Raw genomic sequence first — 25535 nt, forward strand, 5'->3', positions numbered from 1 at the left:
TGGTTAAACAAACGGGGCGCTCAATGAGCGCCCCGTTTGCATTCAGGTCATTCAGGCTTGAGCAGTCAGCAGTTTTTCCAGCTTTTCCTGATCGCGGGCAAACAGGCGAATGCCTTCTGCCAGCTTTTCGGTGCCCATGGCGTCTTCATTCATGGCCCAGCGGAATTGGCTTTCGCTCAGGCGCTGCTTGGCTTCGGCAGCTTTGCCAGGGCTGAGCAGGCGCGCCAGTGGCTGCTGGTCATCGGCCAGTTGCTGCAGCAGTTCGGGGCTGATGGTCAGGCGATCACAGCCAGCCAGCTGTTCGATCTGGCCGATATTGCGGAAGCTCGCGCCCATCACCACGGTCTGGTAGGCGTTGGCCTTGTAGTAGTTGTAGATGCGCGTAACGGACTGCACGCCGGGGTCTTCTGCGCCGACATAATCACGGCCTTCGGCTTTCTTGTACCAGTCGTAGATGCGCCCGACGAAGGGCGAAATCAGAAATACGCCGGCATCGGCGCAGGCCTGCGCTTGGGCGAAAGAGAACAGCAGGGTCAGGTTGCACTGAATGCCGGCTTTTTCCAGTTGCTCGGCGGCGTGAATTCCTTCCCAGGTCGACGCGATCTTGATCAGCACGCGTTCGCGGCCAATACCGGCTTCTTCATATAGGCCAATCAAGCGTTCGGCTCTGCGCAAAGTGGCCTGAGTATCGAAGGACAGGCGTGCATCCACTTCGGTGGAGATACGTCCGGGGATGATTTTGAGAATTTCACCGCCCACCGCGACGCCAAAATGGTCGCAGGCCAGACCCAAGTCGCCTTGGCTGGTCTTGACGGCATGCTTTAGCTGCTCGCTATAGCCGGGCATTGCGGCGGCTTTGAGCAGCAGGGATGGGTTGGTGGTGGCATCGACCGGCTTCAGGCGGGCAATGGCGTCGAGGTCGCCGGTATCGGCGACTACCGTAGTGAACTGCTTGAGTTGATCCAGCTTGGAGGTCATGACACAGCCTTGTCGTTGCAGATGCACCGACCTTACCCGAGTCAGCGGCCTTGCAGCAATTGCGCCGCTTGATCGAACAGCGTTAGTGGCTCGCTGGTCTTGTGAATGTCCACCGAGAGCAGTTGGCGAAAGCGTCGCGCACCATTGAACCCCTGGCCCAGGCCGAGCATATGGCGGGTGATGTGGTGCATGCTGCCGCCTTCGGCGAGGTGCGCGGCGATATAGCCGCGCATACTCTGCATGGCCTCAAAACGGTTCATGGCCGTGCGGGAGGAACCGAACAGCTGCTGGTCAACCTGCGCCAGTAGATAGGGGTTATGGTACGCCTCGCGGCCCAGCATCACGCCATCGAAGGTCTGCAGGTGCTGTTGGCAGTCTTCAAGGGTCTTGATGCCGCCATTGAGGATGATTTCCAGCTCAGGGAAGTCCTGTTTAAGCTGCGCCGCCACCTCATAACGCAGAGGTGGGATCTCACGGTTTTCCTTGGGCGAAAGCCCTTCGAGAATGGCGATGCGCGCATGCACGGTAAAGCTGCGGCAGCCGGCATCGCGCACGGTGCCGACGAAATCGCACAGCTCGGCATAGCTGTCGCGGCCGTTGATGCCAATGCGGTGCTTTACCGTTACCGGGATATCCACCGCATCCTGCATGGCTTTCACGCAGTCGGCGACCAGTTGTGGATGGCCCATTAGGCAGGCGCCGATCATATTGTTTTGCACCCGGTCACTGGGGCAGCCGACGTTGAGGTTGACCTCGTTATAGCCCGCTTCCTGCGCCAGCTTGGCACAGGCCGCCAGATCCGCAGGCACGCTGCCGCCCAGCTGCAGCGCGAGCGGGTATTCGGCAGCGCTATGGCGCAGAAAGCGTGCCACGTCACCGTGCAATATCGCACCGGTGGTGACCATCTCGGTATACAGCAGGGCGTGCTGAGACAACTGGCGTAGGAAAAAGCGGCAGTGACGGTCCGTCCAATCCATCATTGGAGCAACGGAGAAGCGCCGAGAAAGCATGGTTGGAGGCGTGTTGGCAGGTGCACAGTTATCGGGCATTGGAATCTATCTGTTTGGTGGCGGGCGCAAGGGCGGTGGCCGTGATTCGGTGGTGGTGCCGGGTGAAGGTAGCGTTAGATGCAATGCTCGGCAGTTTATCAGCCTGGAGAGGGTTTTCGTTTGTGCGTATGACTTGGGCATTGCCTGCCGGAAATTCGGCATTTTGCGTAGATAGGTTGGGGCATCGGCACTTCGTCGTTATGCTCTGCGCCACAAACAAGCCAATGGGTGAGTGATGTTTCAGTCTGTGCGCGTAGTAAAGCTTCTGCCGTTTGCTCTGTCGTTTCTGCTCTCTGCCTGCGCCAGTGGGCCACAGCTGCTGCCTGAGACCAAGCGCCTGCCTGAGCGGGTCGAACTGGCCGATGTGCCGTTTTTCCAACTCAGTGATGCGCAGGGTGGGCCTTCGGCGTTGGCGGCGTTGCTCAATCATCATGGGGTGATCACCAGCCCTGGTTTAGTGGATGAGCGCATTCAGCAACTGACCAAAGGGCAAAGCGCGCAAGCCGGGCTTGAGGCGGTGGCGCGCTCTTATGATCTGCTGGTCTACCCCTTGCCCGGTAATCTGGATGTACTGATGCAGCAGGTGTCGGCAGGGCATCCAGTGCTGGTGATGCAAGATCGTCTGTTTGGCGGGCCGGGGGCGCATTTTGCGCTGCTGGTGGGCTATGACCAGCGCGAGCGTACGCTGGTACTGCGTTCGGGCAATACCCAGCGTTGGTACACCAGCTTTGCCAGCTTCGACGATGCCTGGGGCGAGGCGGGGCGTTGGGCGGTGTTGGTCATGCCAACCAATCAGCTGCCGGAGCAGCCGCTCAAGCAGGCGTGGTTGACGGCGGTGCAGGAGCTGCAAGAGCAAGGTCGTACGGCGGCAGCGCAGCGGGCGTTGCGTACGGCGCATCAGGTGTGGCCGGATGCGCAGCTGTAAAACCGTCGGAAGAGAGAATGAAAAACGGCACCTCTTAAGGTGCCGTTTTTGTTTGCGGGCTGGGCGTTAGACGCCCAGCTTGTCACGCAGGGTGTAGTACCAAGCACCCAGGGCACTGAATGGCACCTGGAACAGGCGGCCGCCAGGGAAGGGGTAGTGCGGCAGGTCGGCGAATGCGTCGAAGCGCTCTGCCTGACCGCGCAGAGCTTCGGCCAGGACCTTGCCGGCCAGGTGGGTGTAGGTCACGCCGTGGCCGCTGCAACCTTGTGAGTAGTAGATGTTGTCGCCCAGGCGGCCGACTTGCGGCAGGCGCGACAGGGTCAGCAGGAAGTTGCCGGTCCAGGCGTAGTCGATCTTCACATCCTTCAATTGCGGGAAGGCCTCGAGCATTTTCGGGCGAATGATCGCTTCGATGTTCGCCGGGTCGCGTGCGCCGTAGACCACGCCGCCGCCGAAGATCAGGCGCTTGTCGCTGGTCAGGCGGTAGTAGTCGAGCAGGTAGTTGCAGTCTTCAACACAATAGTCCTGTGGCAGCAGGCTTTTCGCCAGTTCAGCGGACAGCGGCTCGGTGGTGATCACCTGGGTGCCGCACGGCATCGACTTGGCCGACAGCTCCGGGATCAGGTTGCCCAGGTAAGCGTTGCCGGCGACGACCACGAACTTGGCTTTGACTCGTCCGTTTGGCGTGTGCACAACGGGATTGGCACCGCGATCAATACGGATGGCCGGGGATTGTTCATAGATCACGCCGCCCAGTGATTCGACGGCTGCCGCCTCGCCCAAGGCCAGGTTGAGCGGGTGGATATGGCCGCCGCTCATGTCCAGCATGCCGCCCACGTAAACGTCGCTGTCCACCACTTCACGGATGCGCTTGGCGTCCATCAGTTCAAGCTGGGTGTGGCCGTAGCGTTCCCAGAGCTTTTTCTGCGACTCAAGGTGCTTCATATGTTTGGGGGTATTGGCGGCGAAGACGCCACCGTTTTTGAGGTCGCATTGGATGTTGTACTTGGCGATGCGTTCGCGAATGATGCGGCCGCCTTCGAATGCCATATCGCCCAGCAGTTTTGCCTGCTTGGGGCCGACGCTACGCTCGATCACGTCAATGTCGCGGCTGTAGCTATTAACGATCTGCCCGCCGTTGCGACCCGATGCACCGAAACCGACCTTGGCGGCTTCGACAATGCTGACTTTAAAGCCATTCTCGAGCAGGGCTATGGCTGTCGACAGGCCGGTGTAGCCGGCGCCGACGATGCACACGTCAGTTTCGACTTCAGCATTCAATTCCGGGCGCGGTGGTACCGGGTTGGCGGAGGCCGCGTAATAGGATTGTGGATAAGCTGTGTGCGCCATTTTGCAACCTCTGTTCTTTATTTTTTACGAATGGGCAGATGCTACCTGAGTTAAAAATGCCCGGCTAGTGGCCTGTGTGAAATATTAAACGCGCTGTAGAACAGTAAAAAATTCAGTTATTCAGGCAGTTAGCGCAAAAAATAGGTTGACAGTTTTTTGCGTGGCCGTAGAATGCGCACCCATTGTAGGCACGTAGCTCAGTTGGTTAGAGCACCACCTTGACATGGTGGGGGTCGTTGGTTCGAGTCCAATCGTGCCTACCAGATTTGGTAGGAAAAGGGTCGCCTAGGCGGCCCTTTTTTATTGGGTTCTTGCCAGCAAGCCCGGCTTTCTGCAAGCATCCGTGCGGTTAATCGCTGTTTAAAACCTCCAGTGACCCCGGTTCGGTTTTTGGTTGGCTGAAAAGCTCCCGCCACTGTATGGCAGGTATACCGCTGAATCGCTTACTGGCTCATCCCAACCCATGTGGCCTTTGGTAGAGGTCGCCACTAGGAGAGGAGGCGCCATGCCCATCATTACTCTTCCCGACGGCAGTCAGCGTTCGTTCGATCACTCGGTATCTGTGCTCGAGGTGGCGCAATCTATTGGTGCTGGCCTGGCTAAAGCCACGGTAGCTGGCAAGGTCAATGGCAAGCTGGTTGATGCCTGTGACCTGATTGATAGCGACGCAACCCTGCAAATCATTACGCCAAAAGATCAGGAAGGCCTGGAAATCATTCGCCACTCCTGCGCGCATTTGATTGGTCATGCGGTCAAGCAGTTGTTTCCCGCTGCCAAGATGGTGATCGGTCCGGTCATTGAAGAGGGTTTCTACTACGACATCGCATCTGAGCGTCCTTTCACTCTAGATGATGTGGCGGCAATCGAGCAGCGCATGCAGCAGCTGATCGAGAAGGACTACGACGTCATCAAAAAAGTGACGCCGCGCGCCGAAGTTATTGATGTCTTCACCGCCCGTGGCGAGGAATACAAGCTACGTCTGGTTGAAGATATGCCGGATGAGCAGGCTATGGGTCTGTACTGCCACGAAGAATACGTCGACATGTGTCGTGGCCCGCACGTGCCGAATACGCGCTTCCTCAAGGCATTCAAGCTGACCAAGCTCTCCGGTGCCTACTGGCGCGGCGATGCCAAGAACGAGCAATTGCAGCGCGTTTACGGCACTGCCTGGGCTGATAAGAAGCAGTTGGCGGCCTATATCCAGCGCATTGAAGAGGCTGAGAAGCGCGATCACCGTAAGATCGGCAAGCGTCTGAATCTGTTTCACACCCAGGAAGAAGCGCCGGGCATGGTGTTCTGGCACCCCAATGGCTGGACTCTTTATCAGGTGCTGGAGCAGTACATGCGTGGCGTGCAGCGCGAGCATGGCTATCTCGAGATCAAGACCCCGCAGGTGGTCGATCGCTCGCTGTGGGAGAAGTCCGGGCACTGGGCAAACTACGCCGAGAACATGTTCACCACTGAGTCGGAAAGTCGTGATTACGCGATCAAGCCGATGAACTGCCCGTGTCACGTGCAAGTGTTCAATCAGGGGCTTAAGAGCTACCGCGAGTTGCCGATGCGTCTGGCCGAGTTCGGTGCTTGTCACCGAAATGAGCCGTCCGGTGCGCTGCACGGCATCATGCGTGTGCGTGGCTTTACTCAGGATGACGCGCATATCTTCTGTACCGAAGAGCAGATGCAGGCTGAGTCGGCAGACTTTATCAAGTTGACTCAGGCTGTTTACGCTGATTTTGGCTTTACCGATATTCAGCTCAAGCTCTCCACGCGTCCGGATAAGCGTGTGGGTTCGGATGATTTGTGGGATCGTGCCGAGGCAGCGTTGGCGGCGGCGCTCGATAGCGCTGGGCTGGCTTATGATCTGCAGCCGGGTGAGGGCGCCTTCTACGGGCCGAAGATCGAGTTCTCACTGAAGGACTGCCTGGGTCGTGTCTGGCAGTGTGGTACCTTGCAGCTCGACTTTAACTTGCCGGTGCGGTTGGGGGCGGAGTACGTCAGTGAGGACAATAGCCGTAAGCATCCGGTGATGCTGCACCGTGCGATCCTCGGTTCGTTCGAGCGTTTCATCGGGATTCTGATTGAGCACTACGAAGGTGCGTTCCCTGCTTGGCTGGCTCCGACTCAGGCCGTGGTGATGAATATCACTGATAAACAGGCTGATTTTGCCCTCGAAGTGGAGAAGTCGCTCAATCAAAGCGGTTTTCGTGCCAAGTCTGACTTGAGGAACGAGAAGATAGGCTTTAAAATCCGCGAGCATACTTTGCTCAAGTTTCCCTATCTCTTGGTTATTGGAGATCGGGAGGTTGAGACGAAAACTGTCGCCGTGCGTACCCGTGAAGGTGCTGATCTGGGCTCAATGCCCGTCACTCAATTCGCTGAATTTCTTGCGCAGGCGGTTTCCCGGCGTGGTCGCCAAGATTTGGAGTAATCATTATTAAGCGTGAAATGAGACAAGATAAACGAGCTGCACCGAAGGCCCCGATCAACGAGAATATCTCGGCACGCGAGGTTCGGCTAATTGGCGCTGAGGGTGAGCAGCTTGGGATTGTGTCAATTGAAGACGCGCTTCTTAAGGCCGAAGAGGCCAAGCTGGATCTGGTAGAGATTTCTGCCGATGCAGTGCCACCTGTTTGCAAGCTGATGGACTATGGCAAATCGATCTTCGAAAAGAAGAAGCAGATTGCTGCGGCAAAGAAAAACCAGAAGCAGATTCAGGTTAAAGAAATCAAGTTTCGTCCAGGGACGGAGGAAGGGGATTACCAGGTAAAACTACGCAACCTGGTACGTTTCCTTAGTGATGGGGACAGGGCCAAGGTATCGCTTCGATTCCGCGGCCGTGAGATGGCGCATCAGGAGCTGGGCATGGAGTTGTTGAAGCGGGTTGAAGGTGACCTTGCTGAATACGGCACCGTTGAACAGCATCCAAAGATGGAAGGACGCCAGCTGATAATGGTCATCGCCCCCAAAAAGAAGAAGTAACCACCAGGGCACGGCAGGCCTTGCGGTTATGTTTATCAACTGAATGCGGAGTATCCGAACATGCCAAAGATGAAAACTAAGAGTGGTGCAGCCAAGCGTTTTCTCAAAACCGCTAACGGCTTCAAGCACAAGCACGCTTTCAAGAGCCACATCCTGACCAAGATGTCCACTAAGCGTAAGCGTCAACTGCGCGGTAGCACCATGGTGCATCCGTCTGACGTAGCAAAAGTGGCGCGCATGCTGCGCGTTCGTTAATCGGTCAAGATAGAGGAAATTACTCATGGCTCGTGTTAAGCGCGGCGTTATCGCTCGCAAGCGTCACAAAAAAATTCTGAAACTCGCTAAAGGCTATTACGGCGCACGTTCACGCGTGTTCCGCGTTGCCAAGCAAGCGGTGATCAAGGCAGGCCAATACGCCTACCGCGACCGTCGCCAGAAAAAACGTCAGTTCCGCGCTCTGTGGATCGCTCGTATCAACGCTGGTGCTCGTGTTAACGGTCTGTCCTACAGCCGTTTCATTGCCGGCCTGAAAAAAGCGTCCATTGAGATCGACCGTAAGGTTCTGGCTGATCTGGCAGTGAACGAAAAAGCGGCGTTTGCTGCGATTGTCGAGAAAGCGAAAGCCGTACTGGCTTAAGTCCCCGACAATCACCGGGCTCGCCCGGTGCTAAACGTCACCAATAGGGGAAGAGCCTTCAAGCTCTTCCCCTATTTCGTATCTGGAGTCTGTAAATGGAAAATCTGGATGTGCTGGTCTCGCAAGCGCTTGAGGCCGTTAGCCACACCGACGATGTGAATGCCCTGGAGCAATTGCGGGTTCACTATCTGGGCAAGAAAGGCGAATTGACTCAGGTGGTGAAGACCCTGGGCAATCTGTCGGCAGAAGAGCGTCCGCAAGCCGGTGCGTTGATCAATGCCGCCAAGGATCAGGTTCGGGATGCTCTGAACAGCCGTAAGGCAACTCTGGAACAGGCTGCGCTGAGCGCCAAGCTCGCCGCCGAAAAAATCGACGTGACCCTCCCGGGCCGTGGCCAGGCTTCTGGTGGTCTGCATCCGGTAACCCGGACGCTGGAGCGCGTTGAGCAGTTTTTCACCCGCATTGGCTACGGCATTGCCGAAGGTCCGGAAGTGGAAAACGATTATCACAACTTTGAAGCACTCAATATCCCTGGCCACCATCCGGCCCGGGCGATGCATGACACCTTCTATTTCAACGCGAACATGTTGTTGCGTACCCACACCTCGCCGGTTCAGGTGCGCACCATGGAATCGCAGCAGCCGCCGATACGCATTGTCTGCCCCGGTCGTGTTTATCGCTGCGATTCCGATATCACTCACTCGCCGATGTTCCACCAGGTCGAAGGCCTGCTGGTCGATGAGGGCGTGAGTTTTGCTGACCTCAAGGGCACCATCGAGGAGTTCCTCCGCGTGTTCTTCGAGAAGCCCCTGGGCGTGCGCTTCCGTCCCTCATTCTTCCCCTTCACCGAGCCGTCGGCCGAAGTCGACATGCAATGCGTGATGTGCGGCGGTAAAGGCTGCCGAGTGTGCAAGCAGACCGGCTGGCTGGAGGTTATGGGTTGCGGCATGGTGCACCCGAACGTGCTGCGCATGTCCGGCATCGACCCTGAGAAATACCAGGGTTTTGCCTTTGGTATGGGGGTCGAACGTTTGGCCATGCTGCGTTATGGCGTCAACGATTTACGGCTGTTCTTCGATAACGACCTGCGGTTCCTGGCGCAATTTCGCTAGCGCCCCCGCATTCCGTAATCGAATTGGTTCAGGAGAACAGACAGTATGAAATTCAGTGAACAATGGCTGCGTAGCTGGGTAAACCCGCAGGTTTCCCGCGACGATCTGGTTGCCCGCCTGTCCATGGCCGGTCTTGAAGTCGACAGCGTATCGCTGGCCGCCGGTGTATTCAGCGGTGTGGTGGTGGGTGAGGTGCTGAGCACCGAGCAGCACCCCGATGCGGACAAGTTGCGTGTGTGCCAGGTCAGCAGCGGCGCGGAAACCTTTCAGGTGGTGTGCGGCGCGCCGAATGTGCGCCCTGGCCTGAAGATTCCGTTCGCCATGATCGGTGCCGAACTGCCCGGCGACTTTAAGATCAAGAAAGCCAAGCTGCGCGGTGTTGAATCCAACGGCATGCTCTGCTCGGCCTCTGAGCTGCAGATCAGCGAAGAAAATGACGGCCTGATAGAGCTGCCGGCTGATGCGCCGGTGGGCCAGGATATTCGTGTCTATCTGGATCTGGATGACGCCAGCATCGAGGTGGATCTGACCCCGAACCGTGGTGACTGTCTGTCGTTGGCTGGTCTGGCGCGTGAAGTCGGTGCTTTGTACGCCGCGCCTGTCACTCGCCCGGTAGTTGCGGCAGTTGCGCCGAGCCATGATGAAGTGCGCCCAGTTGAAATTCTGGCTGCGCAAGCCTGCCCGCGTTACCTCGGTCGGGTTGTACGCAATGTCGATTTGTCCAAGCCCACGCCGTTGTGGATGGTTGAGCGTCTGCGTCGCGCCGATGTGCGTAGTATCGATGCAGCTGTCGACATCACCAACTACGTGATGCTTGAACTGGGTCAGCCACTGCATGCGTTTGACCTCGCCGAGATCAATGGCGGCATCCGCGTGCGTATGGCCGAGGAAGGCGAGAAGCTTGTCCTGCTTGATGGTCAGGAAGTCAGCCTGCGTAGCGATACGCTGGTGATCGCCGATCACAGCCGTGCCTTGGCCATTGCCGGCGTGATGGGCGGCGAACACAGCGGGGTCAACGAAAAGACCCGCGATCTGTTCCTAGAAAGTGCGTTCTTCGACACCATCGCCATCGCTGGTAAGGCTCGTTCTTACGGTTTGCACACGGATGCGTCGCACCGCTTCGAGCGTGGCGTGGACTGGCAGTTGGCTCGCGAGGCTATGGAGCGGGCGACTGCGCTGTTGCTAGAAGTCGTTGGTGGCGAAGCTGGGCCGATTATCGAAGTCGTCAATCAGGAGCACTTGCCGAGCGTTGCACCGGTCACGCTGCGTGCTGAGCGCATCGAGCAGATGCTCGGCCTGAAGATGGATGATGCCGAAATTATCCGTTTGCTGGCGGCTTTGGGCTTGGGCATTAGTGCCGATGGCGAAGGGCAGTGGCAAGTGGGTGTGCCAAGCCACCGCTTCGATATCAGCCTGGAAGTCGATCTGATCGAAGAGCTTGCCCGCTTGTATGGTTACAACCGCTTGCCTGTGCGTTACCCACAAGCGCGTTTGGCTCCGCAGGCCAAGGCTGAAGCGGCTGTTGAACTGCCTGCGCTGCGTCGTTTGCTGGTTGCCCGTGGTTATCAGGAGGCGATCACCTACAGCTTTATCGATCCCAAGTTGTTCGAGCTGTTCAATCCAGGTGTTGCGCCGCTGATGTTGGCGAACCCGATTTCTGCAGACATGGCGGCGATGCGTTCTTCTTTGTGGCCGGGTTTGATCAAGGCGCTCGAGCACAACTTGAATCGTCAGCAGTCGCGTGTGCGCCTGTTCGAAAGTGGCTTACGTTTTGTTGGGCAGCTTGAAGGTTTGAAGCAAGAGCCGATGCTGGCGGGCGTGATTTGTGGTGGTCGTCTGCCTGAGGCTTGGGCGCATGGCCGCGATGATGTTGACTTCTATGATGTGAAAGCTGATGTCGAGGCGTTGCTGGCCAGTGCGGGTGCGGGCGACAGCTTTGCCTTTGTGCCGGGCGAACATGCCGCGCTGCATCCGGGGCAAACGGCGCGCATTGAGCGTGAAGGGCGTGTCGTCGGTTTCCTCGGCGCTATTCATCCTGAGCTGTCGAAGGCGTTGGGGCTGGATCAGGCTGTCTTTGTGTTTGAGCTGGTGCTGGGTGAGATCACTCAGGGCGTTATGCCTAAGTTCCAGGAGCTGTCGAAGTTCCCAGAAGTACGCCGCGACCTGGCTTTGCTGGTCGATCGGGACGTGCCTGCGCAGGATTTGCTCGGTGCGATTCGTGAAGCAGCAGGCGAGTGGCTGGCCGACCTCAAGCTATTTGACGTGTATCACGGTAAAGGTATTGATCCTCATAGAAAAAGCCTTGCCGTTGGCTTGACCTGGCAGCATCCATCGCGCACTCTTAATGACGATGAGGTGAGCACCACAACGCAAAATATTCTCACCTCCCTGGAACAAAGGTTCAACGCCACGTTAAGGAAGTAGCGTATGGGGGCTCTGACGAAAGCTGAGATGGCGGAACGTCTGTATGAAGAGCTGGGCCTGAATAAACGGGAAGCCAAGGAGTTGGTGGAGCTGTTCTTTGAGGAGATCCGCCAAGCGCTGGAGCTCAACGAACAGGTCAAGCTCTCGGGGTTCGGTAACTTTGATCTGCGCGATAAGCGTCAGCGCCCCGGTCGCAATCCAAAAACAGGAGAGGAAATTCCGATCACGGCTCGCCGTGTCGTGACTTTCCGTCCAGGCCAGAAACTTAAAGCCAGGGTCGAGGCGTATGCTGGAACCAAGTCATAACGACGAACTGCCCGTTATACCCGGCAAGCGCTATTTCACCATTGGTGAAGTCAGCGAGTTCTGTGCTGTCAAGCCGCACGTACTGCGTTACTGGGAACAGGAATTTCCACAACTCAACCCAGTTAAGCGGCGTGGTAATCGCCGCTATTATCAGCGCCAGGATGTGCTGATGATTCGGCAGATCCGGGCGCTCTTGTACGATCAGGGTTTTACCATAGGAGGGGCGCGCCAGCGCCTTTCTGGTGACGAAGCGAAAGATGACAGCACCCAGTACAAGCAACTGATCAAGCAAATGATTACTGAGCTTGAGGATGTCTTGTTAGTCCTTAGGAAATAGTTGCGCTACTGAAAAAGTTTCCGCATTTCAGAAGCTTAGTGTATAGTTCACGACGTTTTCGGGTCTCTGAAAATGGATTCACGCCTAGTCGGGGCGTAGCGCAGTCCGGTAGCGCACTAGCATGGGGTGCTAGGGGTCGAGTGTTCGAATCACTCCGTCCCGACCATATTTTTCAATGACTTAGCCACCTTCGGGTGGCTTTGTTGTTTCTGGCGTAGTGACTTTTCAAGTGACTACTCATATTTACCCGTGCTTCCTCCTGAGAATTGTCAGCGCCGGAGCGCGTGAGTCGGTGACCGAAACCTTGTTCGCAGCCGCAATCAGCTGATCAAGTTCTGCCGCCGAGTAGTGGCTGGTGATGCTGCCGTTCTTGTGGCCCAATAGCGCCTTGCGATCTTCCTCAGTGACACCAGCAGCCCGAAGCCGTCTACCAAACGTGTGCTTCAGGTCGTGGATGCGGATGGATCGGAAACCAGGGTGCGCAGCTGACTTGTGGTCCTTCTCCCATTTGTCAGCTGCTCTCACTCTCGCCTTCTTCCAAGCGCTGTCATTCATCCGGTGAACCGGCCCTGATGGCTGCCCGTAAGGGAACACCCATTCAGGATCTAGTCCGCGCTGCCGGTTGATCACCGACTGCGCAACGCTATTCAGCACAACCAGGCGCTCATCGCCGTTCTTCACGCCAGAGCGCTCATTCCTGCCGCCGAAATCCGCGGGAATCAGGAACACGCTGGCACCTATCTCCGGCACCTTGATCTCCCAATCCCAGCGCAGCTTGCACACTTCTTGCTCCCGGCAACCCGTGTTGACCTTGTACAGCGCCATCCGGTGCAGGTGGTCTGGAAGCTCAGCAAACAGAGCCGACTGCTCATCCCATGAAAGCGGGTATGGCTTACGGCTCGCCTTTTTCTCTTCCAGCTTGGTCAGCAGCGGAACGCTATCCAGCCACGGCCGGCGCTCATCATCCCGCCATTTGCGCGTGCAGAGCGTCAAGATACGCACAACACGCTCAATCGAGATATTTATCGTCCGGTTGCTGACAGCCTTCTTGAGCTTCCCATCTTGCCCCTTGCTTTCCGTCAGCCTGTCCCGAATGAACGGGGCAAGCGCCTGGTCGTCGATATGGGTCAAAGGCATGGCGCCGATGTACGGGTCGAGTCCTGCCAGGTGGTGCGCGGACAGCTTGATTGAGGCCTGGTCCTTGAACTCAATCAGGAACCGTGTCGCCGCCTCCCGCCATGTACGCACCTGCCTGACACCGTAAACCTTCTCCTGGCGCAACTGCTCAAGTCGGTGGATCAGGTACTGCTCTGCTTCTTCCCGGTCACAAGTTCCAGTGCTTTCCTGAAATCGTTCTCCTTTGTAGATTTTGTCGATCCTCCAGATCCCGTTCGGCTGCTTCTGGAGGCCCGTGATGGTTTTTCTTGCCATGGCTTCTTGACTCCTTTGCCCTGGCACTCGCTGCGAGGGTCACTTTGGATTGCATGTGCGTGCTTTTCAACCGCCATCCGCCGAACGTAGCTATCCGCCCATTCATCAAGCTCCTGGCGATCGAAACCGACACCCTGGACCCCAATGGGGAACTCGCTTACATGCGGCCTGACTGTTTTGTTGAACTCATCACGGCACATGCCAAGGTAGGCGGGAGCATCCATGGCTCTGATGAATCTCGGGGCGATAGCCGCCCGTTGCTGCGCGATTGCTGCAGGCATAGAAGTGCTCCGCGCCCGCTTAGCGCGGGCGTGTTTGTTGGGGTTAGGCGGCTTTCAGCTTGGCTCTGGCCAGCATTCGGCGATTGGCTATCTGCGCCCCCAGCCGGTAGGCGTGAAAGCGCCTGCCGTCCTGGGTGACTATCTCCGGCGCCATGATCGAAAGGTCTTCTTCAAGCTGGCCGAAGTAATACAAATGGTCGTCGCCACCGCACCACTCAATTTGCGATGTTGCCCAATCGCGGGCCTCCAGACATGACATGCAGGTTTTGAAGGAGTGCATGCGGCCTTCCCAGCTGCCCGCTATTAACTGGTACTTCTGCCCAGGCTCTATGCTCCCCTCGCACTCGCAGCATTGGTGATGCTTGCGGGCGGTTGGTGTGCTTTCCGCTTGAAAGTCAGACATGACTTCTCCTATCCCGCCGTGGGCGGCAGGGTGATTGAGAGGGGGAGGGTTACTGCGCCAGGAGGCGCAGTTGCTTGATCAGTTCGGGCAGGGTTTCGGGCTGGATCAGAATGTCGCGGCCTTCCTGGGTGATGATCAGCAGGCCAGAGGCATCGCGCTGAACTAGCAGGGCTGGCTCAGGATTGCCGGTATCTTCAATAAATGGCTGCCATATCACGGCCTGGGCGGCGCAGGTCATGGTGTGGGATACGGTGGGCTTGCTCACTGCTGGGAGTCCTCGCATCTAAACTATTCTCCACACATAATTGGGCTTTCGGAGAGGATTTTATTTATGGATGGTAAACTGACTCAGTGGCTTGTTTGTGTACTCTTGTTTTTATGTGGTGGAATATTTTTCAAGTTATTGCCAAGTTTAAGTCTTAATTTGCAGTTAGATTGGAATTCGTTGTCTGCAATAGGAACTCTATCTGCTGTTTTGGTTTCTCTTTGGTTGGCCCGATCTTCTGATCGGAAGACCCGCAGAGAAGAAAAACAGCGTGGAGAACTCGCGGCGTCGCGCATATGGCCAATAGCTGGGGCCATGAATGCTCAGCTTTCCGAGTTTGTGGGGTGGGTTTATTTTGACGATTTGGACTCATCTGAGCCGATATCAGATATTCGGGATAAATTCAAAAAATTGCAGGTTTTTGCTGATCGCATTTCACGAGAGGATGTTCAGGATACTGTTTCTCTTGATATATCCGTGGCGAGCTATCTTGCTAGGGCGATAGGTGAAATTGAGGGTGTGATTGTTTCAGTGGAAAGGGAAATCAAGGAGTGGGGGCAAATATCGCGGTTGCAAAAAGAGTTTTTTCGCTCCACATGGGGGGATGCGGTTGTTAACTCCCGAGATCTTTTGTTGCTGGCTCTACCGACTTTGGAGTACGCGGCACAGAAAGCTGCCCCGTTGCCAGACTGGGCGAAAATTTATGCAACGGAACAACTAGAAGAATAAAACCCCGTCCGCATCTGGAAAAGAATGACTAGGCGCGGCGTTGTTCATTGCGTCACTCGCTTGAACTCGACCACCCACACCCAGGTGTTGGCGACCCATGATTCGGCCCCGTAGATGGACTCCCACAAGGCGCTAAACCAGCCAACAGGATCGGTTCTGCCTACGGCATCGCCGTTGAGATTGGGGAATGGACATCCCTCAGCCATTGCATCGCCCCGACTGATGTCCTGCAGGCGCTCGATACGCACGTCGGTAATCTCCAGCAGGATTTCATCGCTCACCAACAGCCGGTCACCTCGCTGGTCGTAGGGGCAGTCGACCGGAATGAAGCCCGCTCGCCATGCCTGGTTGAGGTGCTGTGAGAGGGTGAGCCCTTCGACCCAGGCGCCCAGCTCACGAAGTCGTTCCTCTGTTGTGTCTGGTTGATCCTTGATCACGCGCCGGGTTACCGACTTCTGGCCGCCGAGGATGGCGCGCACCATTTCATCGTTGAATAGGATTGGTCTTTCAGTGGGCATGGAGATACCTCGCCGCCTAGCTATGCACGGGGCATAATCTGGCGATCATTGCATTGGGGGTTGTATGGGAAAGGATTGGTTTATTTGGTTCGGGTGTGTGCTGTTATTTGGCGCTGGAGCTATTTGGGGTGGTGTTAAAGCACCAGCAGATTTTTTTGTTATAAAGAATGTTCATGATCTTTCAGAAACTATTGGTGGATTTGCAACTGTTGCAGCACTGCTTGCGGCTGTTTCGGGAATAAATAGCTGGAAGCGTCAGATAAGAGCTGCTGAGGATCATGATCTTGCTAGGAGGTTGGCTGTAAGCCTTAGTAAGTATAAAGCCTCTGTCATTAGTTCTTGGTCATATGTTCGTGTTGTGGTTTCTGAGGTTAAGGCCTCTGATGCTGGTGTTGTTATTGAGAATAGTGAAGGATATCGTAATTTAGTTAGGGTTGCGCGTGATTCGATTCTATTGGCTCGTGCTGAGATAGAGTCTATTGCTTTGGAGTGCGTTGCAGTATGGGGTGAAAGTTACGAAATTAAATTCCAAAAAATTTTGATGTTCGAAGATGCATGTACTAAATGCATTGATAGATATTTATTTTGGAATTCTGGTGGCTTGAGTGAGGTGGATAGTAAGTTGTTTTCGAGAGGAATAATTGCTGGTGGGGTTAGAGTTAATGGGTTTTATGCTGGTGATTATGATGGTGTGGTTGGATATGTGAAAGAAATTACTTGTGATATTGAAGCCGCTCTTAGTGAAAAACTTCTGAGCTAATTGTGTGCGATTAAAATTCTCCACTCGCGCGGTCAGCGCATCAGGCAAGGAACGACCGGGTAGGGTGGGGCTTAGAACTCTGTCGTCAGTGAGCCATCCGGCTGCACCTTCATAACGTCAACCTCAAGGTCAGGCTCTCTGATATCTCGAGCCCACGCTTCAGCGTTGTTCAAGGTGCTGCAGTACACATCGACCTGCTGGAACAGCGTTCCTGGGTTTAGCACTACTGCGAACTTGGCTGCTGGCGGCGGCTTCTGTTTGCGTTTCTGTTTCATTCCGCCGCCAGCGATTAGGTCGATTGCGCGCATATTGATTTCCATGCAGGCGCTGCCCTCCGGTATCGGATGCAGCGTTGTGGGTTTGAAATCGATGGGGTGGGGTGCTGACTGGTTATGGCCTTTTTGAGTGACCACACCTTTACCGTCAGCGCATCGTCGGGATCGAGCGCAAGATAATGAGCACCTCAAGCCAACTAAATGAGGTGCAATATGTTGCGTTTCGCCGAAGAGCTGCTGCTTCAGATGCTTGCTAATTTACTGCTGCCAAAGCTTTTACAGCTGATTGCATGGCTCGATGTATTGCTTTGGGAGCCATGGCGCGCACTACACTTGTGATCTCCGCCCCCCCGGTCAGCGCATCAGGCAAGGAACGACCGGGCAGGGTGGGGCTTAGGTATAATCACGCCGGCCATCGAACGAGCAGTCTCTGCCAAGACCACTAAATGGACGTTCAGGCTGGTCTGTGTGTGCTTGCGCCCGGACTGAAAAGCCAAGTTTTTTGACTATGGACGGGAGGTATTTGTGTCCGCAGGTGTAGCTTTCTGGAGTGTTATAGCCCTTATCGCAGCGGCTCTTTCTGTGCCGTTCTTGACGAGCATGCAGGAGTATTTTCGCTGGCGGTCGCTGCCGCAAGTGAGTGACTACTTAGAGGCTAACCCCCAATGCAGGACACTGCGCGGCATTAAGTGTGTGGTCTGTAATTCCGGCAGTATCAAAAATTGGGGGCTTACACGGGCCAACGACGAAGACCGCGTTTTTATTTGCAATCATTGTGGTACGCGGCTGTATCGAAACTGAGGGGGCCTTCTCTGTCGGTTGCGTTGTTATTCGACTCATGCCGCACGCTGTAATGCCGTGATGATTCGCGAAACGGGCACCGGGCAAACAGCGTTGCCCATCAGGTGAACCGCCAGCCGATGGTTGCTGGGTAGCTGGTAGTCGTCGGGGAATGACATAGCTGCTCGACATTCAAAGCGGTTCAGCATCCTCATGCGGTCGCCATCCACCACTGCCCACCGATCCCTCGTTGTGATCGTCCCAATGGGCCGGTCAAGGCTCCGGCCTGTTAGGCCGCTGCCCGATTTGTAGTAGGGCATGATGAAGCGCTCGCCAAATGCCTTGCGCCCAGCTGCCACCCGGTCAAGGGTTGCCACCGCTCGCCCAGTCTTCTCTACTGGCGACCATCCCGCGCACTCGAAGTCGACAAAGCTGCGCGCCGTCATGTGCTGCTGGCGCTGCATCTGAAGCATGAGCGGCGCTTTCGCCTTGGCCAGCACCAAGAACAGACGCACCCGGTTCTGCGGTGCGCCGTGGTCTGCAGCGTCGATGACGTGCGGCGCGACCGAGTAGCCAAGGGCATTCATTGCCAGCGCCCATGGGCGATACAGCTGCCAGTCAAGGAACTCGGGGACATTTTCCACCAGCACAAAATCAGGCCGGTGATATTCGGCTGCCGAGACAACGGCCCAGGCCGTGCTGCGGCTGGCGTCATGCTGTGGATTGCCCTTGGCTTTGCCGCGGGCCTTGCTGTGGCCCTGGCAGCACGGCGAGGCAAGCAGCAGGTCATGCGCCGGAACCTTCGACCAGTCCGCCTGGTGCAGGTCTTGGCAGACGTGAACAGCGCCAGGGTGGTTGATGGTGTGCCACTCAACAGCTTCCGGCCAGTGGTTTGCCGCCCATACAACATCGCACCCTGCCAGCTCTGCGCCAGTTGAGAAGCCGCCGCCACCAGAAAATAGGTCAATTGCGCGCATATTGATTTCCATGCAGGCGCTGCCCTCCGGTATCGGATGCAGCGCTGTGAGTTTGATATCGCCATGGTGGCGTGAGGGGTATATGTGGGGTAGGGTCGAGGGCCGGCATGGGGCCGAATAAAGGAGCTCGGTATGGCTTGGGTTGTAAAGATGACTGGCGATGATGGCGTGTTCTACGGTTCTACCCCCGATCATGAGGGCCTTCGGTATCGCCTTGGTAACCAGGAGTCGGCTGAAATGTTCGACTCCAAAGAAGCTGCCGAAGCAGTCTTCTATTGGTTCCACCAGATTCGCGACCTGCAGAAGTACAGCCTTGAGGCCGTACTAATCTGACCGCCTCCACCCTCCCGCCCGAGCATCAGGCTGTGAATGGTCGGGCATGGTGGGGTTTAGGCTGGATTCAGGTCGTCCCACTTTTTGCCGACCAAATCTTTTACGGCCTCCAAGCCATGCAGCAGGCCGTCCAATCTCTCTTCCTGGCTTGCAATCATCGCTTGGTTGAGAAATGCCGATTTAATCAGTCGCAGAATTTCATGGGTTTGCTTTCGATTGCTCTCCATCCGCTCAAGCATGATGCTGACTTGACCCTCTGAACGCCTGACCTTCTCTGCCAGCGTCAGCTTTTCAGCTTTTCAGCTATCAGTTCGTCATCGTCGTCTTTGTCATAATCGCTGCCCAGTTGCTCGGTATCAGCAGCTCGCAAGGCCAACTCCTAAATCAGTAAGAGCATGTATTCCTCGCGGTCGTTGTCTGGCTGTATTGCTCGCCTTAGCTCTAGCGGCGCAATGCTTTGACAGATCACCGGTACGCCTTTACGACCGATCAGAACTGATGAGTGCATCGATGTTCTCCAGGTGCCGCCCTCCGTCACCGGATGCAGCGTTGTGAATTAAGGGTGTCGTGCTGCGGGTGGCCGGGCGGGCGGCGCTTACAGCACGGCGGCGATTCGTTCGCGTGTTGCCTTGGGCAAGCCGCTGGAGTGCGCACGGCTGATTTGCGTCAGCAGTTTGTGCATTTCGGCAACGCCAGCAGTGTGCAGGGCGCGCTCGGCGCCAAGCCGGTAGGCGTATGCCTGAACCTCGGCCACGCTGGTGGTAGCGCCGTCCTGGTCAGCCAGGTACAGCTCACGGTCGGCGGCCAGGGCATGGGTGTCTTCGTTGGCGATCTGCATCTAGTCGTTCCTCGGCACTGGCGTGTGCCAATGCGTTACAAGGCTGCGGTAAGTGATAGGCGCGGCGCCGTGCTGGCGCCGGCAGAAATAGCGGCTAGATGCCGTTGCGCTTCAGCTGTTCCTTCAACTGAGTCGGAACGCGGCGGATCGTCAGGCAGTCACGGGCGCTATCAAACTCAATTTGCGAGCCCAGCAAGTGAGACTCGAAGCTAATCGACAGGCCTTCGGCGCGGCCCGTGAATCGGCGGAACTGGTTGATGGTGCGCTTGTCCGCCGGGATCTCTGTCGACAGGCCGTAATCCTTGTTTCGGATATGGTCGTGGAAGGCTTTAGGCCGCTCTTCATCTATCAGTTCGGACAGCTCCACCAAGGTCATCGGTTCGCCGATTTTGGCCTGGCTGGTTGCATAGCCGAGCAGGGCGTCAGTTTTCTCCCGCGCCAGATCCTCCGGAAGATCTTCGCTTTCAACGAAGTCGCTAAACGCTTTGAGCAAGGTGCGGGTTTCGCTTGGCGCGTCCAGGCCTTCCTGGCAGCCGATGAAATCGCGGAAATATTCGGACGCCTTTCGCCCGTTCTTACCCTTGATGAACGAAATGTATTGCTTGGAGTTGGCGTTGTTCAGCCATTCTGAAATGTTGATTCGCGCGGCCAGGTGTAGCTGGCCGAGGTCGAGGTGCTTGGCCTGCGTCACGCACAGTGCGTCGGTGACGGTCACACCTTCGCTGTGCTGCAGCAGGGCGATGCTCAGGTAGTCCGTCATGCCTTGCTGGTAGTGGACGAACAGAACGTGACCGCCGGTGGAAAGGTTAGATTCCTCCATCAGCTTCACCAGGTGCTCCACGGCCTGACGGCTGAAGCTGACAAAATCACGCTCGGTCCGAATGTACTCGCCAAGCCAGCGGCTGAGCGGGTAAACGCCAGATTCAGCGTGAAAGAAGCCCCAGGCCTTGCCCTGCTTGGCGTTGTAGCTGTCGTTGAGGTCGGCGTGCATGTTGTCGAGTGCCTGCGACTCTCCCAGCTCGCTGCTGCTGGTATACAGCACGGCGGGCGTGCCGTCTGGCTTCTTGTCGATCAGGTGGATGATGCTGTGGCGGATTGGCATGTCGATTATCTCGGGTAGGCGCTGCCCTCCGTGACCGGATGCAGCTTGCTGGGTTGGTTATTCGGGCTCATCTGGAGCAACGAACTCGGCGAGTTCGCGCGCCACGCTTTCGCTTATGTGTATTTCGTGGCGCGGAATTGCGAAGGCTGGCGCTGATTGCTCGGCAGGCATGGCCGCCAGGTTGATCAGCATCAGCGACATGGCCTCACCTTTTTGCTTGATGCCGTGGCGTTGCATGAGGGTTGCTAGGGCGGCAGCTGTGCCCGGGTAGGTCTTGAGGCGCAACTCTTCAGCGCCGCGGGCTGCATCCTTTTCTGCTGAAGCCAGGTTGCGCTCCTGCTGGGACTTGGCCATCAGGGGGCCTCCTTCACTGTTTGAGTCAGCGGCTCGCGCAGCTTTGGTGCGCGATCGCTATTACGCAGATCATGGTCTGCGATTCTCCGTGCCGCGATTTTGCGGATGATTCGGATGCGTTTCACTCCGAAGCCGCCGGCCGCTTGAGCGTGATCTGGTAGCGCGCTGCCAGGCGCTCAACATCCGGCGAGGTCATGCAGATGCCGTGCGAGCGCAGCAGGCCGCGCATTTGGCGGGGCGTGCGCGGCGCGCTGCCTGTGTTGTCGGTGATGATCAGGTTGTCGCGCATCAGGGCGACGGCCTGAGTCTCTTTCTTGGCGGCGTCCCGGTAAGTGCTCGGCTTGGCGCTTTGCTTGCCGTAGCTGGTTGGCCGGTGTGGCGCGCGCTCGGTGTGGCTGAGTACCTGAACGCGGCCGGTGAAGGAGGCCATCAGTGCGGCAAGTTCGTTGCGCTCAGGCGCTTTGACTGCAATCAGTGCAGGTGCATACATGGGAATGTCTCGGCAAAAAGAAGGGCGCCACATGGGCGCCCGAAGCGGTTAGACGATGAGGCAGCGGGAGCCTCGGTAGGGGTCGGCAAACGGTATGTCGTCATCGAAGCTGTCGTAGTCCGGTGCCGGCTGGCCGGTTGGCTGCTGCGTGCGTGGGGCTGGCTGGCGGGCTGCTTGATCTTGCGATGGGCGCTGCTGCTGCGGCGCCGTGCCATCCTCACGCCTGCCGCCCAGCAACTGCATGGTGCCCTGCATGTCCACGACGATTTCAGTGGTGTAGCGCTTGATGCCGTCCTTCTCCCACTCACGGGTCTGCAGCTTGCCCTCGATGTAGACCTGGGAGCCTTTGCGCAGGTACTCGCCAGCAATCTCGGCAACCTTGCCGAACATGGCCACGCGGTGCCATTCGGTCTTTTCGACCTTCTGGCCGGTCTGCTTGTCCGTCCATTGCTCGCTGGTGGCCAGGCTCAGGTTGGTGACCGCGTTGCCGTTGGGCATGTAGCGGGTGTCAGGGTCTTGGCCGCAGGTGCCGACCAGAATGACTTTGTTTACGCCGCGGGCCATGTCAGAAAACCTCTCCGACAGGCTGAAGCGCCTGAATGCCAAAGTAAACGCGGGCGCAAGCGGCGGCGTCAGCAGCGGCGCGGTGCGCCTCGATCAGCTCTTCTCCGGTGAAGTGCTTGTAGGCTTCGCCCAGCTTTGGCAGCTTGTTCGCTGGAAGCGCCACAATGCTGCGCGACTGCTGACAGGTGCAGTATTTCGGGCCGGCCTTGAACTGATCTGCAATTTCCTCGCTGAAGTAGCGCTTCAGTCCGATGCGGATAATGCGATCGTCAAAGTTGACGTTGTGGGCAATCCGCAAGCTGGCCTTTGCATGAATTGCCAGGAAGCCCTCAAGCGCTTCGGCCTCGCTGATGCCAACGTCCATTGCCAGCTCGTTCGTAATGCCGTGAACAGCAATCACATCGTCAGGGATGATCCAGCCATCCGGCTTGATGATCGCCTCAAACTGCTCAACCAGTTCGCCGGCATCGTTGTAGAGCAGGGCGGCAAGCTCAACCAGGTGTGGCTGGCTCGGGTCATCGCTCGGGATCTTCCAGTTAGGTAAGCCGGTTGTTTCGGTATCGAATGCGTTCTTCATGAGCTGTTCCTAAATTATCCGGCAGCACGCTGTGCAGGCGTGCCGCCGTGATCGGGTTATGCCGCAGACGAATTAATCATGTCCGAGCAGTCGTAGTTGTAGGCGGCAGTGATCCAGCCGCCAAACGCCGTCATGCCCAAGGCAACGTCTTCAGTTGGCCCTTCGATAACGATGGTGATGCGCCGCACCTGGGCCTGTGTCACAGGCTCAGGCTGCGCGTTAGCAGCCGGCGCTGAGCGGGTAACGCTGCCGCGCGAGGAAACACCAACTGGTGCTGTTCCTGTCGCTGGAGAGGGCGCAACAGCGGCACTTGGTAGGACCTGCACCTCGCTCGCCGGAGGTGATGAATCTTTGCTTTTCTCTGCCAGGAGGGCGGCTGCAGCTTCCTCATTGGCTACGCGCTCTTCCTCGAGCTTTTTAGCTTTGGCTTGCTCTTCCTCGTACTCGTTAATGCGCGACTTGATCAGCAGCTCAAAGTCATCATTGGCCTTGAGAATCAGCGACTGCGCATCACGAAACAGAAAGGCATGGTCGGCTGCCAGAGTGCGCAGGCTTTCCAGGTTGATGCGAATTGCGTCGGCGATACGGTTGGCTTCGATCTTGGCGCGAGCCAGTTCGGAATCAACGGCATCGCGCAGACTGGCCAGCGTGCGCTTGTTCTTCATGGCGCCGGCAAAGTCGGTGGCCACCGAAGGCATGACCAGGCGGCCAAGGGTCTTGTTGATCGTGGCGATGTGATCGGTAAAGGCAGCCTCGGCCTTGGCCTTGATCGCTACCTTGATCGACACCTCTTGCGATTTGACGCGCTTGTCCACCGCCAGGCGGGTGTCGCGGGCATAGGCCTTAACCCGGTCCAGAGCCTTGAACAGCTCTTCAATGCTGGCGGTCTGGCTTAGCGCCTGCTTCTTGGCTGCCTCAACAGCCGCCTCAACATCGCCGCACCACTTTACGGCCTTCTTGGCGTCGGCAAAGTCTTGGTCTGTTTGCAGGTCAGTTTTAACCGCCCCGATAACGGCCATGGCCGACTCTTCAAACACTTTCAGGTTGCTGGCGGTCACCATGCCAGTCAGCTCAATGCGAAGTGCAGGCAGTTCATCCGGGGCCTTGCCTACCACTTCTTGGGGCTGCTCGACTGGTACGAACTCAGCCAGATCAGCCTCAAACTGAGCCCAGCCGGCCAGCAGCTGCTCGGCTCGGCCCGGCACTGGCCGGTATTCCAATTGATGGAAGTTCTCGGCAGTTCCGTCCGAGCACACGAAGATCGCCTTCTCGGCGCCGCTGACCAGCAGTTGCTGCTCAAGCTGCCAGTAATAGTGCGGTTCAAGTTCGCCGGCCTTGATCTGCGCTACCAGGCCTTGATTCAGCAGCTTGTGCTCAAACAGCACATCTTCAAGCATGGTCATACCGTCCATGCTGGCCAGCAGCATGCCGCTGGAGGCGACGACGGGGAAAAGATCCTCGCCGATCATGTCTTCAAGGATGGCGCGGGCCGATGCTTCTGCTGCATGGCCCTGGTCGAAGATGCGCTGCGTAGCCTGGTCAACGTCCGGCGCGATGCCGGACTTCTTCAGGGCCAGCAAGTCGGTGCGGGACTGGTACTTCGACACGCCCATCATGGCGGGCGCTTCGGAGGCGGTGAAGAACTTGGAGCGCAATGCCAGCCACTCCGGCGAGCCCTGTACCTCGGTATGGATTTTCATGCTTGCTCTCCTTCAAGCGCCTCAAGCGCCTCGATCTGTTTGATTTGCTCGGGGCTGAGCGTGTACTTGGTGCTGATTTTTGCGATGACGTGGGCAGCGCTGCTCTTCTTTGCATCGAAGCTGGCGCTCCAGGCAGGCATGCTTTCTTCCAGCTTGCTGTCGGGGTATGGCGGCAGGTCAGGTGATGCAGGGGGCTGCGGAGAGGGCGGTGTCACATCGCGCGGCCCGCTTTCTGACTCTTCCAACTCATCCTTGGAATACACGCCCATGATCACGTCAGGGCAGTACAGGCGGCTCCAGCGCTTGGTTGCCAGGTAGGCAAGCTGCTGCTTTGGATCGTCAGCCCACAGTGTTGAGTTGCGAGTGCGAGCCTGGGCCAGTAGCAAGGTCAGCTCGCGGGGCTCGTCCTCACCGCGCATGGTTGCCCACACCCGAACGCCAAGCCCTTTCTCGTCCTCCAGTTTCCAGTCAGGAAAACGGAATTTCTTGGGCTCGCCCGTGTCCTCGTCTTTTTTGCTCTTGCTTTCAACTTCACGGAAGCGGCCGATGATCTTTTCCCAAGGTCCAAACCACTCGTAATGCAGGCGATCTACAGTCGGCGCCATCGCAGTGATCACTGCGTTAACAAGCTGTGCCTCGTAGCCGAGGGTTCCGCTGACCACATGGGTCTTTTGCGCGACAGCGTAGGGGCTCATGCCCCATTGCATTGACTGGATAACCACGGCCATACAGTCGGCCGGGTTGTTGTGGAAGTGCTTTGGCACCGTGGCACGACCGCTAGCCATCAGGTCGGCCAGCTTCATCATGCGTTCAAAACTGTCACCGGCCAGAACCAGGGAGCGGGTGTCTGCGTCGATTCGACTGACCTGGCTTAGCACCGGGTCGACTACTTTTTGGTTCATGTAGATCTCCAGGCGCGCCAAAGCTGCGGCGCGCGCATTGGGTGAAGAGGGGGAAGGGGTTACAGCTGCTGTATGGCGTCGGTAGCGGCCAGCAGCAGGCAGAAGAGGGTTACTACCAAGAACGCGACTGCAGATCCGCGCCAGTGGGCGATGCGCCTG

At 57.2% G+C, this 25535-nt stretch carries 31 protein-coding genes and 2 tRNA genes; 15 read left to right on the forward strand and 18 right to left on the reverse strand.

The annotated features are described in order from the left end of the window. Positions 1 to 51 precede the first annotated feature (51 nt). Entirely contained in the window at positions 52 to 978 is a 927-nt protein-coding gene (tal, locus tag BLW24_RS18550) for a transaldolase (RefSeq protein WP_090385618.1), read from the reverse strand. Between the two features lie 41 nt (positions 979 to 1019). Continuing rightward, complete coding sequence (gene dusA, locus BLW24_RS18555) at positions 1020 to 2027, reverse strand: tRNA dihydrouridine(20/20a) synthase DusA (RefSeq protein ID WP_090385623.1); 1008 nt, start codon at positions 2025 to 2027, stop codon at positions 1020 to 1022. A 247-nt stretch (positions 2028 to 2274) separates the two neighbouring features. On the opposite strand from dusA, the gene BLW24_RS26040 reads away from it, so the two are divergent. Then, positions 2275 to 2952, forward strand: a complete 678-nt coding sequence (locus BLW24_RS26040; RefSeq protein WP_167360402.1) for a PA2778 family cysteine peptidase — start codon at positions 2275 to 2277, stop codon at positions 2950 to 2952. A gap of 66 nt (positions 2953 to 3018) precedes the next feature. Here BLW24_RS26040 and BLW24_RS18565 read toward each other — a convergent pair whose 3' ends face one another. After that, complete coding sequence (locus BLW24_RS18565; RefSeq protein WP_090385628.1) at positions 3019 to 4302, reverse strand: NAD(P)/FAD-dependent oxidoreductase; 1284 nt, start codon at positions 4300 to 4302, stop codon at positions 3019 to 3021. Positions 4303 to 4488: 186 nt separating this feature from the next. Between BLW24_RS18565 and BLW24_RS18570 the strand changes: the two genes are divergently transcribed. The 10 genes from BLW24_RS18570 (at position 4489) to BLW24_RS18615 (ending at position 12263) form a co-directional block, all read left to right on the forward strand. Beyond that, positions 4489 to 4565, forward strand: a tRNA-Val gene (locus BLW24_RS18570). A gap of 242 nt (positions 4566 to 4807) precedes the next feature. Then, a complete protein-coding gene (thrS, locus tag BLW24_RS18575; protein WP_090385630.1) occupies positions 4808 to 6730 on the forward strand; it encodes a threonine--tRNA ligase in 1923 nt (640 codons plus the stop codon). Beyond that, positions 6730 to 7281: a translation initiation factor IF-3 gene (gene infC / locus BLW24_RS18580; protein ID WP_169852835.1), complete on the forward strand. Its 552-nt coding sequence runs from the start codon at positions 6730 to 6732 to the stop codon at positions 7279 to 7281. Before thrS ends, infC begins: the two co-directional genes overlap by 1 nt. Before the next feature lie 60 nt (positions 7282 to 7341). Beyond that, on the forward strand, positions 7342 to 7536 hold the full coding sequence (gene rpmI / locus BLW24_RS18585) for a 50S ribosomal protein L35 (protein ID WP_079202156.1): 195 nt from the start codon (positions 7342 to 7344) through the stop codon (positions 7534 to 7536). 25 nt (positions 7537 to 7561) lie between these two features. Then, positions 7562 to 7918, forward strand: coding sequence for a 50S ribosomal protein L20 (gene rplT, locus BLW24_RS18590; RefSeq protein ID WP_040069108.1), 357 nt, complete (start codon positions 7562 to 7564; stop codon positions 7916 to 7918). A 95-nt stretch (positions 7919 to 8013) separates the two neighbouring features. Beyond that, entirely contained in the window at positions 8014 to 9030 is a 1017-nt protein-coding gene (gene pheS, locus BLW24_RS18595; RefSeq protein WP_090385635.1) for a phenylalanine--tRNA ligase subunit alpha, read from the forward strand. A gap of 45 nt (positions 9031 to 9075) precedes the next feature. Next, complete coding sequence (gene pheT / locus BLW24_RS18600; protein WP_090385640.1) at positions 9076 to 11454, forward strand: phenylalanine--tRNA ligase subunit beta; 2379 nt, start codon at positions 9076 to 9078, stop codon at positions 11452 to 11454. Positions 11455 to 11457: 3 nt separating this feature from the next. Then, positions 11458 to 11760, forward strand: coding sequence for an integration host factor subunit alpha (gene ihfA / locus BLW24_RS18605; protein WP_003243414.1), 303 nt, complete (start codon positions 11458 to 11460; stop codon positions 11758 to 11760). Continuing rightward, positions 11741 to 12097: a MerR family transcriptional regulator gene (locus tag BLW24_RS18610; RefSeq protein ID WP_090385646.1), complete on the forward strand. Its 357-nt coding sequence runs from the start codon at positions 11741 to 11743 to the stop codon at positions 12095 to 12097. Before ihfA ends, BLW24_RS18610 begins: the two co-directional genes overlap by 20 nt. A gap of 89 nt (positions 12098 to 12186) precedes the next feature. Further along, a tRNA-Pro gene (locus tag BLW24_RS18615) sits at positions 12187 to 12263 on the forward strand. Positions 12264 to 12340: 77 nt separating this feature from the next. Here the strand turns inward: BLW24_RS18615 and BLW24_RS18620 are convergent. From BLW24_RS18620 to BLW24_RS18630, 3 genes are all read right to left on the reverse strand, one after another. Further along, entirely contained in the window at positions 12341 to 13528 is a 1188-nt protein-coding gene (locus tag BLW24_RS18620; protein ID WP_090385651.1) for a tyrosine-type recombinase/integrase, read from the reverse strand. 324 nt (positions 13529 to 13852) lie between these two features. After that, the gene (locus BLW24_RS18625) at positions 13853 to 14212 is read right to left on the reverse strand and encodes a hypothetical protein (protein WP_090385655.1); all 360 of its coding nucleotides are present in this window, start codon (positions 14210 to 14212) and stop codon (positions 13853 to 13855) included. A gap of 49 nt (positions 14213 to 14261) precedes the next feature. Next, positions 14262 to 14477 carry a hypothetical protein gene (locus BLW24_RS18630; RefSeq protein WP_090385658.1) on the reverse strand — a complete coding sequence of 72 codons (216 nt, stop codon included), beginning with the start codon at positions 14475 to 14477 and terminating at the stop codon, positions 14262 to 14264. Between the two features lie 66 nt (positions 14478 to 14543). Here BLW24_RS18630 and BLW24_RS25685 point away from each other — a divergent pair, with 66 nt between their 5' ends. Continuing rightward, a complete protein-coding gene (locus tag BLW24_RS25685) occupies positions 14544 to 15206 on the forward strand; it encodes a hypothetical protein (RefSeq protein ID WP_139272697.1) in 663 nt (220 codons plus the stop codon). Positions 15207 to 15250: 44 nt separating this feature from the next. Here BLW24_RS25685 and BLW24_RS18640 read toward each other — a convergent pair whose 3' ends face one another. Then, entirely contained in the window at positions 15251 to 15724 is a 474-nt protein-coding gene (locus BLW24_RS18640) for an ASCH domain-containing protein (RefSeq protein WP_167360403.1), read from the reverse strand. 64 nt (positions 15725 to 15788) lie between these two features. Between BLW24_RS18640 and BLW24_RS25690 the strand changes: the two genes are divergently transcribed. Further along, entirely contained in the window at positions 15789 to 16484 is a 696-nt protein-coding gene (locus tag BLW24_RS25690) for a hypothetical protein (RefSeq protein WP_139272698.1), read from the forward strand. A gap of 71 nt (positions 16485 to 16555) precedes the next feature. Here the strand turns inward: BLW24_RS25690 and BLW24_RS18645 are convergent, their stop codons facing one another. Beyond that, positions 16556 to 16804, reverse strand: a complete 249-nt coding sequence (locus BLW24_RS18645) for a hypothetical protein (protein WP_139272699.1) — start codon at positions 16802 to 16804, stop codon at positions 16556 to 16558. Between the two features lie 168 nt (positions 16805 to 16972). Here BLW24_RS18645 and BLW24_RS26880 point away from each other — a divergent pair, with 168 nt between their 5' ends. Continuing rightward, positions 16973 to 17098: a hypothetical protein gene (locus BLW24_RS26880; RefSeq protein ID WP_276326446.1), complete on the forward strand. Its 126-nt coding sequence runs from the start codon at positions 16973 to 16975 to the stop codon at positions 17096 to 17098. Positions 17099 to 17595: 497 nt separating this feature from the next. On the opposite strand, the gene BLW24_RS18655 is transcribed toward BLW24_RS26880, so the two are convergent. Continuing rightward, positions 17596 to 18528: a DNA cytosine methyltransferase gene (locus BLW24_RS18655; RefSeq protein ID WP_420875004.1), complete on the reverse strand. Its 933-nt coding sequence runs from the start codon at positions 18526 to 18528 to the stop codon at positions 17596 to 17598. 120 nt (positions 18529 to 18648) lie between these two features. On the opposite strand from BLW24_RS18655, the gene BLW24_RS18660 reads away from it, so the two are divergent. Continuing rightward, complete coding sequence (locus BLW24_RS18660; RefSeq protein WP_090385673.1) at positions 18649 to 18849, forward strand: hypothetical protein; 201 nt, start codon at positions 18649 to 18651, stop codon at positions 18847 to 18849. A 56-nt stretch (positions 18850 to 18905) separates the two neighbouring features. Here the strand turns inward: BLW24_RS18660 and BLW24_RS25695 are convergent, their stop codons facing one another. The 9 genes from BLW24_RS25695 to BLW24_RS18700 form a co-directional block, all read right to left on the reverse strand. Then, positions 18906 to 19088 carry a hypothetical protein gene (locus tag BLW24_RS25695; protein ID WP_139272700.1) on the reverse strand — a complete coding sequence of 61 codons (183 nt, stop codon included), beginning with the start codon at positions 19086 to 19088 and terminating at the stop codon, positions 18906 to 18908. 356 nt (positions 19089 to 19444) lie between these two features. Continuing rightward, positions 19445 to 19687 carry a hypothetical protein gene (locus BLW24_RS18665; RefSeq protein ID WP_090385676.1) on the reverse strand — a complete coding sequence of 81 codons (243 nt, stop codon included), beginning with the start codon at positions 19685 to 19687 and terminating at the stop codon, positions 19445 to 19447. Between the two features lie 94 nt (positions 19688 to 19781). Further along, a complete protein-coding gene (yejK, locus tag BLW24_RS18670; RefSeq protein WP_090385679.1) occupies positions 19782 to 20789 on the reverse strand; it encodes a nucleoid-associated protein YejK in 1008 nt (335 codons plus the stop codon). Between the two features lie 57 nt (positions 20790 to 20846). After that, the gene (locus BLW24_RS18675) at positions 20847 to 21143 is read right to left on the reverse strand and encodes a hypothetical protein (protein ID WP_090385682.1); all 297 of its coding nucleotides are present in this window, start codon (positions 21141 to 21143) and stop codon (positions 20847 to 20849) included. Between the two features lie 121 nt (positions 21144 to 21264). Further along, on the reverse strand, positions 21265 to 21633 hold the full coding sequence (locus tag BLW24_RS18680) for a hypothetical protein (protein ID WP_090385685.1): 369 nt from the start codon (positions 21631 to 21633) through the stop codon (positions 21265 to 21267). A 48-nt stretch (positions 21634 to 21681) separates the two neighbouring features. Next, positions 21682 to 22197 carry a single-stranded DNA-binding protein gene (locus BLW24_RS18685; RefSeq protein WP_090385688.1) on the reverse strand — a complete coding sequence of 172 codons (516 nt, stop codon included), beginning with the start codon at positions 22195 to 22197 and terminating at the stop codon, positions 21682 to 21684. A gap of 1 nt (position 22198) precedes the next feature. After that, positions 22199 to 22774, reverse strand: a complete 576-nt coding sequence (locus tag BLW24_RS18690; RefSeq protein ID WP_090385691.1) for a 3'-5' exonuclease — start codon at positions 22772 to 22774, stop codon at positions 22199 to 22201. Positions 22775 to 22830: 56 nt separating this feature from the next. Further along, entirely contained in the window at positions 22831 to 24474 is a 1644-nt protein-coding gene (locus tag BLW24_RS18695) for a YqaJ viral recombinase family protein (RefSeq protein ID WP_090385694.1), read from the reverse strand. Beyond that, positions 24471 to 25376 carry a RecT family recombinase gene (locus BLW24_RS18700; protein ID WP_090385697.1) on the reverse strand — a complete coding sequence of 302 codons (906 nt, stop codon included), beginning with the start codon at positions 25374 to 25376 and terminating at the stop codon, positions 24471 to 24473. The genes BLW24_RS18695 and BLW24_RS18700 overlap by 4 nt, the downstream gene beginning before the upstream one ends. Between the last annotated feature and the right edge of the window lie 159 nt (positions 25377 to 25535).

The sequence above is a fragment of the Pseudomonas anguilliseptica genome, from assembly GCF_900105355.1.
Lineage (GTDB): Bacteria > Pseudomonadota > Gammaproteobacteria > Pseudomonadales > Pseudomonadaceae > Aquipseudomonas > Aquipseudomonas anguilliseptica.

Coding starts and splice junctions, on each gene's coding strand:
- tal (WP_090385618.1), bottom strand. CDS start 978: ATGACCTCCAAGCTGGATCAACTCAAGCAGTTCACTACGGTAGTCGCC.
- dusA (WP_090385623.1), bottom strand. CDS start 2,027: ATGCCCGATAACTGTGCACCTGCCAACACGCCTCCAACCATGCTTTCT.
- BLW24_RS18565 (WP_090385628.1), bottom strand. CDS start 4,302: ATGGCGCACACAGCTTATCCACAATCCTATTACGCGGCCTCCGCCAAC.
- thrS (WP_090385630.1), top strand. CDS start 4,808: ATGCCCATCATTACTCTTCCCGACGGCAGTCAGCGTTCGTTCGATCAC.
- rpmI (WP_079202156.1), top strand. CDS start 7,342: ATGCCAAAGATGAAAACTAAGAGTGGTGCAGCCAAGCGTTTTCTCAAA.
- rplT (WP_040069108.1), top strand. CDS start 7,562: ATGGCTCGTGTTAAGCGCGGCGTTATCGCTCGCAAGCGTCACAAAAAA.
- pheS (WP_090385635.1), top strand. CDS start 8,014: ATGGAAAATCTGGATGTGCTGGTCTCGCAAGCGCTTGAGGCCGTTAGC.
- pheT (WP_090385640.1), top strand. CDS start 9,076: ATGAAATTCAGTGAACAATGGCTGCGTAGCTGGGTAAACCCGCAGGTT.
- ihfA (WP_003243414.1), top strand. CDS start 11,458: ATGGGGGCTCTGACGAAAGCTGAGATGGCGGAACGTCTGTATGAAGAG.
- BLW24_RS18610 (WP_090385646.1), top strand. CDS start 11,741: ATGCTGGAACCAAGTCATAACGACGAACTGCCCGTTATACCCGGCAAG.
- BLW24_RS18620 (WP_090385651.1), bottom strand. CDS start 13,528: ATGGCAAGAAAAACCATCACGGGCCTCCAGAAGCAGCCGAACGGGATC.
- BLW24_RS18625 (WP_090385655.1), bottom strand. CDS start 14,212: ATGTCTGACTTTCAAGCGGAAAGCACACCAACCGCCCGCAAGCATCAC.
- BLW24_RS25685 (WP_139272697.1), top strand. CDS start 14,544: ATGGATGGTAAACTGACTCAGTGGCTTGTTTGTGTACTCTTGTTTTTA.
- BLW24_RS18640 (WP_167360403.1), bottom strand. CDS start 15,724: ATGCCCACTGAAAGACCAATCCTATTCAACGATGAAATGGTGCGCGCC.
- BLW24_RS25690 (WP_139272698.1), top strand. CDS start 15,789: ATGGGAAAGGATTGGTTTATTTGGTTCGGGTGTGTGCTGTTATTTGGC.
- BLW24_RS18645 (WP_139272699.1), bottom strand. CDS start 16,804: ATGGAAATCAATATGCGCGCAATCGACCTAATCGCTGGCGGCGGAATG.
- BLW24_RS26880 (WP_276326446.1), top strand. CDS start 16,973: ATGTTGCGTTTCGCCGAAGAGCTGCTGCTTCAGATGCTTGCTAATTTA.
- BLW24_RS18655 (WP_420875004.1), bottom strand. CDS start 18,528: ATGGAAATCAATATGCGCGCAATTGACCTATTTTCTGGTGGCGGCGGC.
- BLW24_RS18660 (WP_090385673.1), top strand. CDS start 18,649: ATGGCTTGGGTTGTAAAGATGACTGGCGATGATGGCGTGTTCTACGGT.
- BLW24_RS25695 (WP_139272700.1), bottom strand. CDS start 19,088: ATGCTTGAGCGGATGGAGAGCAATCGAAAGCAAACCCATGAAATTCTG.
- BLW24_RS18665 (WP_090385676.1), bottom strand. CDS start 19,687: ATGCAGATCGCCAACGAAGACACCCATGCCCTGGCCGCCGACCGTGAG.
- yejK (WP_090385679.1), bottom strand. CDS start 20,789: ATGCCAATCCGCCACAGCATCATCCACCTGATCGACAAGAAGCCAGAC.
- BLW24_RS18675 (WP_090385682.1), bottom strand. CDS start 21,143: ATGGCCAAGTCCCAGCAGGAGCGCAACCTGGCTTCAGCAGAAAAGGAT.
- BLW24_RS18680 (WP_090385685.1), bottom strand. CDS start 21,633: ATGTATGCACCTGCACTGATTGCAGTCAAAGCGCCTGAGCGCAACGAA.
- BLW24_RS18685 (WP_090385688.1), bottom strand. CDS start 22,197: ATGGCCCGCGGCGTAAACAAAGTCATTCTGGTCGGCACCTGCGGCCAA.
- BLW24_RS18690 (WP_090385691.1), bottom strand. CDS start 22,774: ATGAAGAACGCATTCGATACCGAAACAACCGGCTTACCTAACTGGAAG.
- BLW24_RS18695 (WP_090385694.1), bottom strand. CDS start 24,474: ATGAAAATCCATACCGAGGTACAGGGCTCGCCGGAGTGGCTGGCATTG.
- BLW24_RS18700 (WP_090385697.1), bottom strand. CDS start 25,376: ATGAACCAAAAAGTAGTCGACCCGGTGCTAAGCCAGGTCAGTCGAATC.